The sequence below is a fragment of the Candidatus Marivariicella sp. genome (genome assembly GCF_983056325.1).
Genome location: NZ_CEZOWA010000018.1, coordinates 33,865 through 47,715 on the forward strand (window position 1 = coordinate 33,865; position 13,851 = coordinate 47,715).

Consider the following 13,851-nt stretch of genomic DNA (forward strand, 5'->3'; position numbering starts at 1 on the left):
ATTTACCTATTACAATACATTGAACTAAAATAAATTATCTGAGGTAGGTTCCGTCTGGTAGAAATTTTGGAAACTTATATTCTGAATTAGTTAATAAAGAGAATAGCACCGTATCTCTGTTTTTAAATAAATCTTTAGTGTATAAGTCCCATTCTTGAGATATTTCTTTTGATCTTTTTTTTTGAGCCCCCAAAACGGAAGTCATTCCCCAATAAAAATATTCTGTTACCATACATTCATATTCACAAGTTTCGTCATCATAGGTATACCAGGCACTAGGAGGGTAAAGTTTTGGGACAGTTTTAAAAACTCCACCTCTTGCAATATCCATTGCTTTTGCTATTGAGCTATTATTGTTTTCACCAAAAATTTCTGGATATCCATATGCATAACCAGAAGATGTAATAACATGCCATATCTCTTCTAGTGCAGCATCAAATCTTCCATTTTGTCCATTTTCATGCCACATAGGTATAGTCTCATCTGCCCCTAGATCCTGTGCATTAATATTAATCTGAGATTCATATTTCCACATAAATAAAGAAGCTTTGTTTGATTTCAAAGCTGATACTAGAATTGGATTATCAATATTACCATCTTCATCATTATCAAGATATTGAGCCATAATATTTGCAGCATGAAGCAGTTTGTTATCTTCAACTTCTGGATATGCATATATGTAAATTCCAAAAACATCTACTTTCCTGTTAGCAGCTTCAAAGCCAGAATCACTATTCTGTATTATTTTAAAATTAGGATCATCTCCAGGTAAAATGCTATTTGTAGACTCATTGTTAGAACACGAGATAATAAAAAATATTAGCAGAAGAAATTCCTTTTTCATTAACTTAATTTACAAAATTAACTTTCAAAACAATGAAATACCCCAGAAGGTTATTAAAGCCCAAATTATATATCTGAATGTTTTCCCTACAAACATCCATATACTTACAAGCATGAAATTTATTCTAAAAAAACCCAAACTTACAGCAATTGGATCTCCAAATATTGGAAGCCAACAAAAAAAAGCTAAAGCACTTTTCCAGCTATCTACATAACTTTTCCAAGTGAGTATTTTTTCTTTTTTTATTCTAAAATACTTGTCAAGTATTTCCCATTTACCAAGTCTTCCTATTCCGTAACTACTTATACCTCCTAGCCAGCTTCCAAATGAAGCAACAAATAAACTAAGTGACAGATCATAGTTGTTAGCAAGTAAAATACTTAAAACAATTTCTGAACTGAAGGGAATAATAGTTGCCGCAAAGAAACTGGCAAGAAAGAGGCCTAAGTAGCCCCACTCGGCAAATGACTCCATTATTTAAAGTTATAATTAGTTGTTTTAAATTAGACTGATTGATTCAGAATTTATTTTAATTTTTTTCTTCTTGTACAGAACTCCAATTGCTTTTTTAAAAGCTTTTTTACTCATGTTTAGTTGTGCAGTTATATCCTCAGGACTACTTTTATCATTTAAAAGAAGTATATTTTTTTGTTGAAGTTTGTTTAGAATATCTGTACAATTCTTTTCAATAACATTCAAAAAGCCCTGTTTATTAAGTGAAATATCAAGTTTACCATCCTCACGAATCTTTTTAACATATCCACTTGTCGCCATACCAGTTTCGATTGGTATAAAAATTTCGTTATTATACAATAACCCCTCAGTAGTTTCATTTATCTCAACAACAAAACCAAGATTGGTTTGTCTTCCAACAATTAATTTAACACTATCGCCTTCTTTGAATTCCATATGTAGAAATAAAAAATTAAAACCATTTGGAAAGGAACTATTTAACTACTAGCACCCCTTTCATAACACCGTAGTGACCGGGAAAAGAACATATATAAGTATATGAACCTTTCAATGGAGCATCAAAAATTATGGTATCGCTTTCCCCTCCACCTATAAGTTTTGTATATGCAATTGCATCATCTCCATCAGCAATATATTCATTATCTCTTGCCCTCATTGCTCTGTTAGCATACTCTGTTACATCGACACCTTTCTTAAGTAAAACAAAATTATGACCCATTATTTTCTTATCCATCTTCCCAGTATGACTGAGCGTAAGAGTGATTTTCTGCCTAGAATTTACATAAATAAATTTTTTATCAAAAAGCATATTATCGCTAGACAACAACTCTATTGATATTTCTTTTGGAGTTTTAGTTTGATTTTCTGAAACTTCTTTTTTTTCATTTTTTGGATTATTTGAACATCCAATAAATAAAATAAAAGTTAAGAAGTATATTTTTTTCATTTTACTTGATTAAAATTACTCTACAAAGGTAAGTTCTAATGAAACACTTTAATAACATTTGAAAGAATAAAACCTAAAAATCAAATTTATTTCTACAATAAGTATTCCGTAGTTACAAAGTTGGACTCGTTAGAATTTAATAAATTTTCAAGAATTTCGTTGTTATAAGGTGTGTCTTTTGAGGCAACAAATGACCGTATAGAAAAAGAACGAAGAGCATCATAAACACTTAGGGTACTTACAGCAGAATTTTTTCTTCCAGTAAACGGATAAACATCGGGACCTCTTTGGCATGCAGAATTTAGATTAACTCTGCATACTAGATTCGCAAGAGTATCAATTAATGGACCAATTTTTCTAACATCACGACCAAATAAACTAACCTGTTGTCCATAATCAGTATCAGCCATAGCATCTAGAGGTTCGTCAATATCTTTGTAAGCTATAATTGGTATTACCGGTCCAAATTGCTCTTCGTGATACACTTTCATTGAGTCATTTACAGGGTATAAAATAGCAGGAAATGAATAGTTTACAGTTAATTCGCCCCCCTTTTTATTAATTACTTTTGCTCCATTTTTAACTGCATCATCAATTAGGTCTTTTATATAATTTGGCTTATTTGGTTCAGGAAGTGGAGTTAAAAACGCATCTTTTTCCCACGGCATTCCAAACTTTAATTTATCAACTTCTTCAGAAAATCTTCTATTAAATTCATCTACTATAGATTCATGAACATATAAAACTTTTAAAGCAGTACATCTTTGACCGTTAAAAGAAAGGGTCCCTGAAACACACTCTTTTATTGTATGTTCTAGATCAGCATCAGGAAGTATTATTCCTGGATTTTTTGCTTCAAGACCTAAAACCAATCTTAATTTATTTTTTTTAGGATGTTCGTCTTGTAAGGCAACAGCAGAATTACTGTGACCAATTAAGGCTAAAACATCTATGACTCCAGTTTTCATTATAGGAGTAGCGATTTTTCTACCTCTTCCAAATAAAATATTTACAACTCCTGGAGGGAAACTTTCCTGAAATGCCTGAAGTAGAGGATAAATTAAAAGTACCCCATGTTTAGCAGGCTTAAAAATTGCGGTATTTCCCATTATAATTGCTGGGATTAACAGGCAAAATGTTTCATTTAATGGGTAATTGTAGGGTCCTAAACACAAAATTACTCCAAGCGGACTTCTTCTGATATGAGCATAAACTCCCCCTTCTTTATCAAAACGAGCACTTTTGCGATCTAAATTTTTGTACGCCTCAATTGTATCATTTATGTAATCAACGGTTCTGTCAAATTCCTTGTATGAATCATCTTTATTTTTACAAATTTCCCACATTAAAAGTTTGACAACAATTTCGCGATGTTCTTTCATTTTTTTTACAAAAATCTCCATGCACTTTAATCGCTCAGCTACTTTCATTGTAGGCCACAATCCCTTGCCTCTTCCGTAGGCTTCCTCAGCTGATTTTAAGGCTTCAATAGCACTTTCAGTTCCCATATCGGGAATAGACCCAAGTAATGTAGGTTTTAAAGTTCCATCTTTATTGGGAGTTTGAATCGTTGAATAGACACTTGTTTTATCACCCTTCCACTTTTTTAGCTTTCCATTTATAAGGTAACTATCACAGCTAATTGGACTTATTTGAAACTCTTCAGGAATTTCTGTAATCGATGAAATACTCATAACTAGATTTAATTGATTAAAATTTTAACTTATTTTTTTTTACTTGGAGGAATTCTACCCCAATTACCTCCACCATCGTAGTCTATCGAATCAACTTGTTCTTTATAATCTCTTCTTGGTCTATTTTCGGAAAAGGCCATAATAAATGATGAAATTACAGCTCCAAAAACTAAAAAACCAATAAAAAAAATTAAAGCAATACCCATATCTATTTTTGATTTAAAACTTGTTTAAAGTAACCTCCAGCAGCAAGAATTGATGGAACCCAAATCCCAACATACATTCCTTCGTCTTGTTGTCCCGAAAACCATAATCCAACAGATAAACAAAAACTAAAAAATGCAGCACCTAATAATAGATAATCAGACTTTTTAAACATAGGTAAATAATATTATTTTTCGCCCTCAAGTTAATAATTATAATGATTAAATATTATATTTAATTTTTTAATCATTAACAAAGAAGGCCGTTTTCATTGCCCTATCAAAAATTATTTATGAGATTACCTGTAGGCTTTAGTAAAGAAATGAATTCAACTGTTGATAACTTATGGGAGTTAATCTCTTCTCCAGGTCACTTGAATTTAGTTCATCCATTTTGTAAAAAAAATGAAACTTTAGTTTGGAATAATAAAAACCACGAAGATGTTTTGGTTTATTTAAATGGTCTTAGATATGAAAGAGAGTTTATTAGTTGGAATAAAAATAAGGGATTTTCATTATTGATAGGAGAATCATTTGGAAAAAAATCTAAAGTTGACTGGGTAATAGAATCAAATAATAACAGAGCACATTTGACTATTACAGTTCATCCGTATTTGTTCGATTACATGCCAAAATTGATTTATCAGCCTCTATTTTTTATAATAATTAGACCAATGATGAAAAAATACTTAAAATCCGTATTAAATGGAATAGACTGGTATTTAGATAAAAAAACTCCCGTTGCTAAAAATATGTTTGGAAAACATTTGTGGTTTTCGAGGTATTGGATAGTTAATTTTTTATTCAAAAATTTCAAAAAAATTAGCTACTGATTTATCCACTCACCTAATAAGTTTTGTAAATTTAAGAATGAAAAAATTAATAATTAAATCCCATATACTAATTATAGTTTTATTTATTTTTAGTTGCGCATCAAACACTAACTATGACACTATCATATCTCAAGGGGAAGTATACGATGGTTCTGGTTCGGACTCTAATATTACAGACATAGGTATTATTGATTCTAATATTGTTAAAATAGGAGACCTAAGTAGTTCTAATGCTAAGCAAATTATTAATGCGAAAGGCTTAGTTGTTTCCCCAGGTTTTATTGATGTTCACGCACATCTAGATCCTATTTTAAAGCTGTCAAACTGTGAAAGTCATTTGAAGCAAGGAGTCACAACAAGTCTAGGAGGTCCTGACGGATCCAGCCCATGGCCACTTGGAAAATTTTTGGATACATTAAATCACATAGGGATAGGAATGAATGTTGGGTACTTAATTGGACACAATACAGTTAGAAAAAATGTAATGTCATTAGATAATAGAGCTCCTTCAGATGACGAAATAATTATGATGCAATCACAAATATCTACCGCAATGGATGAAGGTGCATTTGGAATTTCAACTGGTCTGAAATATTTACCGGGAAATTTCTCAGAAATAGAAGAGATTATTACTTTATCGAAAGAGGCTTCTAAAAAGGGAGGAATTTACACATCTCATTTAAGAGATGAGGGTCTAGAAGTCATAGCTTCTGTAAAAGAAGCAATTAATATATCCAAGCACGCAGATATTCCCGTGATATTAACGCATCACAAAGTTATTGGGAAACCCATGTGGGGAAAAAGCTACCAAACTCTTGCTTTAGTTGACTCTGCAAGGGTGGCAGGTTTAAAGATCTTTATGGATCAATACCCATATGAGGCAAGCTATACTGGAATATCTGTTTTGATTCCTAGTTGGGCACGAGCAGGAGGGAATAAAGAATTTTTGAAGCGAACTAAAAATCCATCACTTAGGGATAGTATCAAAAAAGGAATAGTTTTTAATATTTTAAATGATAGAGGAGGAAATGATTTAGATCGTGTTCAATTTGCAAAAGTAAAGTGGATGCCTGAGCTTGAAGGAAAGACTTTAAAATATTGGGCTGAAATTAAGGGATTAAAACCAACAATTGAAAATGGTGCAGAATTAGTTATTGAAGCGCAGCTTAATGGCGGTGCATCGTGTGTGTTTTTTGCCATGGATAATAAGGATGTTGAAAATATCATGAAACATCCACTAACCATGATTGCTTCTGACGGAAGGCTTGTAAAGCTTGGAGATGGTCACCCCCACCCAAGGTGGTATGGAACTTTCCCTAGAGTTCTTGGTTATTATGTTAGAGAAAAAGGCACACTTAGTTTATCGGAGGCTATTTATAAAATGACTTCTCTTCCAGCCAAAACAATAGGTTTGAAGGATAGAGGTATGTTAAAAGAAGGGATGAAAGCTGATATTACAATTTTTAATTCGGATAGAATTATTGATAAAGCAACCTTTGAAAAGCCACATCAGTATCCTGAAGGAATCTATTATGTGATGGTCAACGGAAAATTAGCCATTGACAATAAAAAATTTACTAGCATTAAGGCAGGAGAGGTTTTGAGATATAACAATTAATAAAAAAAAATGTATTTAAACGAGATTAATTCGAAAGAAATTCTTCCAGGACTGCATGGTAAGTTTATTCATGGGAATAACATAAGTTGGGCATTTTGGGATGTTGAAAAAGGAGCTATAGTTCCAGAACACAACCATTTTCATGAGCAAATAATGCATGTTTTAGAAGGTAAGTTTGAATTTACCTTAAAAGGTAAAACATCAATTCATTTACCAGGTTCAGTTATCGTTATCCATTCGAATATCCCTCACTCAGGCAGAGCCTTAACGAAATGTAAATTAATGGATGTTTTTAGTCCAGTAAGAGAAGAATATTGTTAAAATGGAAATATCACTAAAAGGAAAAAAAGCATTAATAGGTGGGAGCTCAAAAGGAATAGGGTTAGCAATAGCGAAACAATTAGCTGAGTCAGGAGCTTCTGTTTGTCTAATGGCTAGAGATAAGTCAAAAATGAAAGAAATCATCGATGATCTTCCTACAGATCAAGAACAAATTCATCATTTTTTGGAAGTAGATTTTTCAGACTTCAATAGTTTTAAAATAAAAATCGACAATTTTTTTGATCAAAATAAAATCGATATACTTATAAATAATACTCAGGGACCTCCATCAGGAAACTCCTTATCGAAATCAATAGAAGATTATCAAAACACCTTTGATCTGTTATTTAAAAATATTGTTTATACAACTTCATTAGCTTTATCAAACATGAAAGCTCAAGGATGGGGAAGAATTATTAATATTGCTTCAATTTCAGTTCGTGAGCCGTTAAATTATTTAGTATTATCTAACACCATTCGTTCAGCTGTAGTTACCTGGGGTAAAAGTCTTTCTTTTGATATTGCTCAATATGGAATAACAGTTAATAGTATTTTGACAGGATATTTTGATACTGAAAGAATAGCACAATTAAACGCGGCTAAAGCAAAAAGTTTAAATATTTCAGAATCTCAAGTTCTTTCTGCAATGAAGGAAATGGTCCCAGTTAAACGTCTCGGAAGAACTGAAGAATATGCATATCTCGTGTCTTTTTTAGCATCAAATAAAGCCGCATATATTAATGGAACCACAATACCAATTGATGGAGGATTATTAAAATCTTTATAAAGGCTCCATTAAAATGGATAAAATTGTTTTAATACCATCACGATAATTCCCTAATCTCAAATTTTCATTGGGGCTATGTTGATTGTTATCTCTATTAACTGTTGGGACAGTAACTGCAGGAACCCCAAGAGAATTTACAAAAGGTGAAATAGGGATGGAACCTCCACTCATTCGAATTCGTATAGGTTCTTGGTCAAATGCTTTGATAAGTGCTTTTTGAAGCCAATTCCCTATTTTTGATTCCATACTTGTTCTGAAAGATTGGTAAGAAATCTCAGTTGTTATTGTGGCAATATTTGGATGCTTAATTCTCTCTTCTTTTGTCGGTTCCCTATCCAAGATTAAGTACCCTTGATTTTTAATATGAGACTGTATTAATTTAATCAGTTTTTCTGGTGCAGATTCTTTGACTAAACGAATATCTATTTCTGCTCTTGCCCATGCAGGTATGATAGTTCTTACTTTTTCGTTTATCCAACCAGACTGCATCCCTCGTATATTTAAAGAAGGGTATTGAATAGATTCTTGATAATTATCGGCGACTCTATCCGTTGTTGAAAATTGGAGAATATCTTTCAACGCCTCCTCATTATGGGGCGTGGCTTTTAATATAGCTTTAACCTTTTCACTTAAAACTATACCATCATAAAAACCTGGTATCAAAACTTTACCATCTTCGCTTTTCATTGAAGCTAATATCCTAGAAAGTTTAAATGCAGGGTTTGGAATATAATTACCAAAGTGACCGCTATGTTGAGGGACTATTGGACCATAAGTAGTTAATTGCATTGTGGCGATTCCTCTTGCACCAAAAGAAAGTGTTGGCTTATTTAGTCGATGTAAAGGTCCATCAAAAATCACCAATTGATCTGCCTTTAGCAAATCAGCATTTTTTTTCACGGACTCAGGCAAGTTTGGTGAACCCATTTCTTCTTCAAAATCTAAAATAACTTTAATGTTATAATTTGGAGATTTATTTAGGTCAGTAATTGCATCCATAGCAGTTAAAAACATAGCAACTGGTCCTTTTGCATCACTAGCAGACCTTGCAAAAACTCTCCAATCAGGATTATAATTATTAATTTCACTCCAATCAATCTGCTCCCACTCTCCTTTTATATTTTGTTTTTTTAAAACTGGAACATACGGATCTTTCTGACTCCACCTTGTTGGATCAACAGGTTGGCCGTCCATTTGCAGATAAATTAAAACTGTTTGGGCACCGCTTTTATAATTTTTGCTCGCTAACAATAAAGGAGCTCCCTCAGTTTTGATTCGTTGGGTGGAAAAACCTCTTTTAGAAAAAGCTTTTTCTGACCATGAGATATTTTTCTCAATCCAGTTGGGATAAAAAGCATCATTGGGAATACTTAGTATATCTCTTAATAAATCAAAACTTTGATATGTATATTTATCGGAAATCGCATCCAACTCTGTTTTTAGTTGACAAAACGAAAAAGATGAAATAAAAAATAAAATTATTATTTGTTTTTTCATGATGAATTATTTTAAAATACTAATATAATAAAAGGTGAGATTATTCCATATAGCCAGGATGAATTCCATATTTATCTATATAAGTTCCAACAGACCCCACTAATACTTGATTATGGGAAAGCCCCATAAATTCTCGAATTTTATATGTCGAGTTTAGGCCAGTACAGTGAGCTCCAACAAAATATTTTACTCCAGCTTCTTTCATTTTTTCAGAGGTCCACTTTAATTTTTTAGCACTTAACTTCAATAAATGAAAACCCCCAATAATCTTGTAAATTGGTCTATTTGGAATTAATGTTGAAATGTGTTCAAGAGTATTTGCCAGCCCAGCATGCCCACAACCACTAATTAAAACAATTCCTTTTTTTGTATCAAAAAATAAAGACTGATCTTCTGGAATAATATCCTCAACATCGATACCATTAGGATTTGTGACTTTTCCCTTCCCGCTCCAATTTCTTTCATCGTATTTGCGAGGCACAACACCAGTTGTCCATACACCAGGTAAGATTTGTTTTGGGGTATCATGTTCTATAAATTCTGAACCAAAAGATTCTATAAAATTTTTATTTTTTAATAAGAAATGTTTTGAATTATTACTGTTAGGTCTTGGATAAAAAATCCCTTTTCCTGTATGAATTTTTGAGAATGAATTTGGAAACATACTTTTCAAAGAAGGTAAGCCGCCAGTGTGATCTTTGTGGTTATGACTAAGAAAAACATTGGTAACAGAACTTAAATCTATACCTAATTCACTTGCATTTTGAATCACGGTATTTTGCCGAGATCCAGTATCAAAAAGAATTTTTTTCCCATCAATTTCCACAAAAGCTGAAAATCCCCATTCACCAATATATGAATCCGATAACATTGTTGATAATATAGTTACCTTAAATTCTTCAATTTTATCCTGTGAATTAATCTTGATGGCAAATAAAAATATAAAAATTAAATACCTCATTAGAAGGAAATGTTATTTTGATTTAAAATCAAGTTAACACTCTATTGACTTTTTTCAAATATTATAGAGAGTTTATAATTAAATTTTATTTAATTATAATAATTAGATTAAATATGGGGATAAGAATTGCATTAACTTGTTTTTATTTCTATGTTTGCGAAATCACTTTTAAGTCATGTACTATAAATCAAAGAAATGAACAAAACAGGTATTGACGCTATATCTTTTTACGTCCCAAAACTTTTTGTAGACATGAAAAAATTAGCAATTAAAAGAGATATTTCATATGAAAAACTCAGCAAGGGCCTCGGTTTAAAAAAAATGTCTGTACCAGACTGTAATGAAGATACGGCATCTTTTGCCGCAAACGCTCTACTTGATCTGATTAATGAAAATGATATTGACCCAAGGGAAATCGGACGCATATATTTGGGAACTGAAAGTGCTTTAGACGCATCTAAACCCACCTCAACATATGCTATAGGAGTTTTGGAAGAAATTTTAGAAAACAAATTTGGGTCTAGATGTTTTAAAAACTGTGATGTTGTTGATTTAACTTTTGCTTGTGTAGGAGCAGTCGATGCTCTTCAAAATTGTAATGATTGGGTGTTAAATGGAGATGGAAGAAAAGCTATAGTCGTTGCCTCCGATTTAGCTAAATATGAATTAGAGTCTACGGGCGAATACACACAGGGCGCAGGAGCAGTTGCACTTCTAATAAAAAAAGATCCAAGCATAATGTCAATAACAAATATTTGGGGAGTTGCAACAAAAAGTGTTGGAGATTTTTTTAAACCTAGAAGAATTTTCAACAAGCAAAAAGTTTTAAAAGAAACAGCAAAGTTGTTTGGAAAAGAAATTTCAAACGATCAAGCATTAGAAATTTTAAATCAAAATAATTCTGAATTTTGGTCTTTATCAAATTATAATTTCGAAGTTCATAAAGAAGAACCAATATTTGAGGGTCAATTTTCAAATGAATGCTATCAAGAGAGGATTTTTGAAGCTTTAGATCATTTCATTGAGCAAAAAAATACAAATATTCTTATGGAATGGAAACATTTAATATTTCACCTTCCATATGCTTATCATGGAAGAAGAATGGTTGTTGAAAAATGGACATCTTGGCTAGATGAAAATAATAAATTAGATGAACTTATAGATGAAATTGGAGAAGTTAAACAGGGAGATAAAAACGCTTGGATAAGATTAGCGAGTAAATCAAAACTCTACAATGATTTTATATTAGATAGGATTGCGCCCGGAGAAAAGGCATCGTCCGAAATAGGAAACATGTATACAGCTTCTATTTTTATGTCCCTACTTAGTACATTAGACAACGCCCTTAAAAATAATATAGAATTATCCAATAATAAAATTGGATTCATTAGTTATGGGAGTGGTTCTAAGGCTAAAATTTTTGAAGGTACAGTTGAAAATAATTGGAAAATAAAATTAAAATCTTCAAAACTTTTTGAAAATCTAGATAGTAGAATAGGAATTTCTGTTAACCAATATGAAGATCTTCACAAAAATAAATTAGCAAATCCAATTTCTAAATCAGATGCTTCAATAAGATTGTCAACAATTCAAAATGGAGAATTTACAAGGGGTCTTAGAGGTTATGAGTTCAAGTAGCTCAAAATTAGTTAATACTAATTTTGAAAATGGATAACTACATCCCAATTGCCTATCACAGCTCCTATAAATTGTGCCTTCCAAAAGAGCATAGATTTCCTATGGAAAAATACGAACTGCTACCGAGGAAATTATTGGATAACGGAATATCAATAGAAACAGATTTTTTTTTACCAGATTATCCAAAAACTGAAAGTATTGTCGAAGTTCATGACAAGGAATACGTATCAAAATTAAAGAACTTAAAATTAAGTAGATCAGAAATAAGAAGGATTGGCTTTCCACTTTCAAAGGAATTAATAGATAGAGAGTTTTTAATTGCAGGGGGAACTATTATGGGGGCAACTAAAGCATTGAGCCACAAAATATCAATGAATATTGCAGGTGGTACACATCACTCTTTTTCCAATAAGGGAGAAGGATTTTGTCTTTTAAATGATCAAGCAATAGCTGCTAAGTACTTATTAAAAAATAACAATATAAATAAGATATTGATTATAGATTTGGATGTACATCAGGGAAATGGAACTGCTTCAATTTTTAAATCAAATAAACAAGTATTTACCTTCTCGATGCACGGAGCTAAAAACTATCCATTTAAAAAAGAAAAAAGTGACTTAGACATTGGACTCAAAGATGGTACATCTGATTTCGAATACTTGACTGTTTTAAAAAAAACATTACTGTCTTTAATTAAAAAAGTTAATCCAGATTTTATATTTTATTTATCTGGAGTAGACGTTATTAAAACGGATAAACTAGGAAGACTGTCTTTAAGTATTGAAGGTTGTAAAGAAAGAGATAGATTTGTTTTTTCATTATGTGAACAAGAAAATATTCCAGTTCAGTGTAGTATGGGGGGAGGCTATTCTGAGGATATTAACATTATAGTTGATGCTCACCTCAATACTTACAAGATGGCTAAAGAGGTCTATTTGAAATAATCATATAATTAGCTTTAAAAAATAAATTGAAAAAAACACAACTTTACCACTTGACTTCACTAAATATTGGTGTTCTTCTAATCAGCACATCAGGAGTTTTGGGGAAGTATATATCCTTAAATCCTCCAGTCACGATTTGGTACAGATCGCTTATAGCTTTATTTTGTTTAGGGATTTATTGTTTTTTTAAAAGATATTCTTTTAAAATAAAATTAAAAAAACATGGAAAAGCTTTATTTTTTAGTGGATTTTTTATGGCACTTCACTGGGTAACATATTTTTTTGCACTTAAATGGAGTAATGTAGCAATAAGTATGCTTTCTGTTTTTACATATCCTGTAATAACTATATTTTTAGAACCAATATTTTTTAATTCTAAGCTAAAAAAAGAACATATTTTTTTTGGCATATTAATTATCGTAGGACTATATTTTCTAGTACCGAGATTTGACATAGACAACATAGCGACTCAAGGATTACTTATGGGTCTTGTGTCAGCAATTGCCTATTCATTTCGGAATATTATTTTAAAAAAACATACGAATATGGCAAATGGCTCAGTTCAAATGTTTTTCCAATTAGCAGTTGTTTTAATACTGTTACTTCCTACACTTTGGGTCTATCCACAAGATAATTTCGAATCTCAAATACCATATTTGATTCTGTTAGGGATAATCACTACAGCAATTGGACATACTTTATTTTTATCAAGCTTCACCCATTTCAGTATTAGTTCAGCAAGTATAATGAGTTGCATTCAACCTGTTTTTGGAGTATTATTGGCCGTAATTTTCTTGAATGAAATTCCCGAAACAAAAAGTCTTATTGGAGGAGGATTGATTTTAACAACAGTTCTTTTAGAAAATATAAGAATTAGAAATGAAAAAGGTTAAAAGTTAGTTTTACCAAATGGTAAAACCTCCCTTTAAATCATATATCTTAACATAACCCACGAATCCATTATTTTTGCAGCTTTTCCACTTCCGTTTCCAGATTTACAATAGATTAAGTATGGTTTTGATTTGTCATAAACAGAAATAGCTTCAATAAAATTAGAAGATTTGAAATTTATATTAGTTGCGTTTTTTATA

The 13,851-nt window shown here is 31.5% G+C and carries 16 protein-coding genes; 7 read left to right on the forward strand and 9 right to left on the reverse strand.

Going from position 1 to position 13,851, the window contains the following annotated elements:
- Positions 1 to 34: 34 nt before the first annotated feature.
- From AC3ATN_RS06915 to AC3ATN_RS06945, 7 genes are all read right to left on the reverse strand, one after another.
- Positions 35 to 844, reverse strand: coding sequence for a hypothetical protein (locus AC3ATN_RS06915; protein WP_487532539.1), 810 nt, complete (start codon positions 842 to 844; stop codon positions 35 to 37).
- A gap of 24 nt (positions 845 to 868) precedes the next feature.
- A complete protein-coding gene (locus tag AC3ATN_RS06920) occupies positions 869 to 1,318 on the reverse strand; it encodes a YqaA family protein (RefSeq protein WP_487532540.1) in 450 nt (149 codons plus the stop codon).
- Between the two features lie 24 nt (positions 1,319 to 1,342).
- Complete coding sequence (locus tag AC3ATN_RS06925) at positions 1,343 to 1,753, reverse strand: S1 RNA-binding domain-containing protein (RefSeq protein ID WP_487532541.1); 411 nt, start codon at positions 1,751 to 1,753, stop codon at positions 1,343 to 1,345.
- A 37-nt stretch (positions 1,754 to 1,790) separates the two neighbouring features.
- Positions 1,791 to 2,264, reverse strand: a complete 474-nt coding sequence (azu, locus tag AC3ATN_RS06930) for an azurin (protein WP_487532542.1) — start codon at positions 2,262 to 2,264, stop codon at positions 1,791 to 1,793.
- A gap of 92 nt (positions 2,265 to 2,356) precedes the next feature.
- Positions 2,357 to 3,958 (reverse strand): NADP-dependent glyceraldehyde-3-phosphate dehydrogenase, encoded by a 1,602-nt coding sequence (locus AC3ATN_RS06935; RefSeq protein ID WP_487532543.1) that lies wholly within the window; start codon positions 3,956 to 3,958, stop codon positions 2,357 to 2,359.
- 29 nt (positions 3,959 to 3,987) lie between these two features.
- A complete protein-coding gene (locus tag AC3ATN_RS06940) occupies positions 3,988 to 4,164 on the reverse strand; it encodes a hypothetical protein (protein WP_487532544.1) in 177 nt (58 codons plus the stop codon).
- A gap of 2 nt (positions 4,165 to 4,166) precedes the next feature.
- A complete protein-coding gene (locus AC3ATN_RS06945; RefSeq protein WP_487532545.1) occupies positions 4,167 to 4,337 on the reverse strand; it encodes a hypothetical protein in 171 nt (56 codons plus the stop codon).
- 117 nt (positions 4,338 to 4,454) lie between these two features.
- Between AC3ATN_RS06945 and AC3ATN_RS06950 the strand changes: the two genes are divergently transcribed.
- The 4 genes from AC3ATN_RS06950 to AC3ATN_RS06965 are packed head-to-tail and all read left to right on the forward strand — an operon-like array spanning position 4,455 to position 7,720.
- Positions 4,455 to 4,994, forward strand: coding sequence for a hypothetical protein (locus tag AC3ATN_RS06950; RefSeq protein WP_487532546.1), 540 nt, complete (start codon positions 4,455 to 4,457; stop codon positions 4,992 to 4,994).
- 37 nt (positions 4,995 to 5,031) lie between these two features.
- The gene (locus tag AC3ATN_RS06955) at positions 5,032 to 6,612 is read left to right on the forward strand and encodes an N-acyl-D-amino-acid deacylase family protein (protein WP_487532547.1); all 1,581 of its coding nucleotides are present in this window, start codon (positions 5,032 to 5,034) and stop codon (positions 6,610 to 6,612) included.
- A gap of 9 nt (positions 6,613 to 6,621) precedes the next feature.
- A complete protein-coding gene (locus tag AC3ATN_RS06960) occupies positions 6,622 to 6,933 on the forward strand; it encodes a cupin domain-containing protein (protein WP_487532548.1) in 312 nt (103 codons plus the stop codon).
- Between the two features lies 1 nt (position 6,934).
- Positions 6,935 to 7,720 carry an SDR family oxidoreductase gene (locus AC3ATN_RS06965; RefSeq protein ID WP_487532549.1) on the forward strand — a complete coding sequence of 262 codons (786 nt, stop codon included), beginning with the start codon at positions 6,935 to 6,937 and terminating at the stop codon, positions 7,718 to 7,720.
- Here AC3ATN_RS06965 and AC3ATN_RS06970 read toward each other — a convergent pair.
- Together AC3ATN_RS06970 and AC3ATN_RS06975 are read right to left on the reverse strand one after the other, a co-directional pair.
- Complete coding sequence (locus AC3ATN_RS06970) at positions 7,715 to 9,217, reverse strand: M20/M25/M40 family metallo-hydrolase (protein ID WP_487532550.1); 1,503 nt, start codon at positions 9,215 to 9,217, stop codon at positions 7,715 to 7,717. The genes AC3ATN_RS06965 and AC3ATN_RS06970 overlap by 6 nt on opposite strands.
- Positions 9,218 to 9,257: 40 nt before the next feature.
- Entirely contained in the window at positions 9,258 to 10,178 is a 921-nt protein-coding gene (locus tag AC3ATN_RS06975; RefSeq protein ID WP_487532551.1) for an MBL fold metallo-hydrolase, read from the reverse strand.
- Between the two features lie 195 nt (positions 10,179 to 10,373).
- Here AC3ATN_RS06975 and AC3ATN_RS06980 point away from each other — a divergent pair, with 195 nt between their 5' ends.
- Genes AC3ATN_RS06980 through AC3ATN_RS06990 form a run of 3 tightly spaced genes read left to right on the forward strand, consistent with a single transcriptional unit; the run spans position 10,374 to position 13,653 of the window.
- Positions 10,374 to 11,816, forward strand: coding sequence for a hydroxymethylglutaryl-CoA synthase family protein (locus tag AC3ATN_RS06980; protein ID WP_487532552.1), 1,443 nt, complete (start codon positions 10,374 to 10,376; stop codon positions 11,814 to 11,816).
- A gap of 29 nt (positions 11,817 to 11,845) precedes the next feature.
- A complete protein-coding gene (locus tag AC3ATN_RS06985) occupies positions 11,846 to 12,760 on the forward strand; it encodes a histone deacetylase family protein (RefSeq protein WP_487532553.1) in 915 nt (304 codons plus the stop codon).
- Between the two features lie 26 nt (positions 12,761 to 12,786).
- Positions 12,787 to 13,653: a DMT family transporter gene (locus tag AC3ATN_RS06990; RefSeq protein WP_487532554.1), complete on the forward strand. Its 867-nt coding sequence runs from the start codon at positions 12,787 to 12,789 to the stop codon at positions 13,651 to 13,653.
- Positions 13,654 to 13,851 lie beyond the last annotated feature (198 nt).

Excerpts from the sequence above, each read along its gene's own strand:
- AC3ATN_RS06915 (WP_487532539.1), bottom strand. The coding sequence starts at position 844 with ATGAAAAAGGAATTTCTTCTGCTAATATTTTTTATTATCTCGTGTTCT.
- AC3ATN_RS06920 (WP_487532540.1), bottom strand. The coding sequence starts at position 1,318 with ATGGAGTCATTTGCCGAGTGGGGCTACTTAGGCCTCTTTCTTGCCAGT.
- AC3ATN_RS06925 (WP_487532541.1), bottom strand. The coding sequence starts at position 1,753 with ATGGAATTCAAAGAAGGCGATAGTGTTAAATTAATTGTTGGAAGACAA.
- azu (WP_487532542.1), bottom strand. The coding sequence starts at position 2,264 with ATGAAAAAAATATACTTCTTAACTTTTATTTTATTTATTGGATGTTCA.
- AC3ATN_RS06935 (WP_487532543.1), bottom strand. The coding sequence starts at position 3,958 with ATGAGTATTTCATCGATTACAGAAATTCCTGAAGAGTTTCAAATAAGT.
- AC3ATN_RS06940 (WP_487532544.1), bottom strand. The coding sequence starts at position 4,164 with ATGGGTATTGCTTTAATTTTTTTTATTGGTTTTTTAGTTTTTGGAGCT.
- AC3ATN_RS06945 (WP_487532545.1), bottom strand. The coding sequence starts at position 4,337 with ATGTTTAAAAAGTCTGATTATCTATTATTAGGTGCTGCATTTTTTAGT.
- AC3ATN_RS06950 (WP_487532546.1), top strand. The coding sequence starts at position 4,455 with ATGAGATTACCTGTAGGCTTTAGTAAAGAAATGAATTCAACTGTTGAT.
- AC3ATN_RS06955 (WP_487532547.1), top strand. The coding sequence starts at position 5,032 with ATGAAAAAATTAATAATTAAATCCCATATACTAATTATAGTTTTATTT.
- AC3ATN_RS06960 (WP_487532548.1), top strand. The coding sequence starts at position 6,622 with ATGTATTTAAACGAGATTAATTCGAAAGAAATTCTTCCAGGACTGCAT.
- AC3ATN_RS06965 (WP_487532549.1), top strand. The coding sequence starts at position 6,935 with ATGGAAATATCACTAAAAGGAAAAAAAGCATTAATAGGTGGGAGCTCA.
- AC3ATN_RS06970 (WP_487532550.1), bottom strand. The coding sequence starts at position 9,217 with ATGAAAAAACAAATAATAATTTTATTTTTTATTTCATCTTTTTCGTTT.
- AC3ATN_RS06975 (WP_487532551.1), bottom strand. The coding sequence starts at position 10,178 with ATGAGGTATTTAATTTTTATATTTTTATTTGCCATCAAGATTAATTCA.
- AC3ATN_RS06980 (WP_487532552.1), top strand. The coding sequence starts at position 10,374 with ATGAACAAAACAGGTATTGACGCTATATCTTTTTACGTCCCAAAACTT.
- AC3ATN_RS06985 (WP_487532553.1), top strand. The coding sequence starts at position 11,846 with ATGGATAACTACATCCCAATTGCCTATCACAGCTCCTATAAATTGTGC.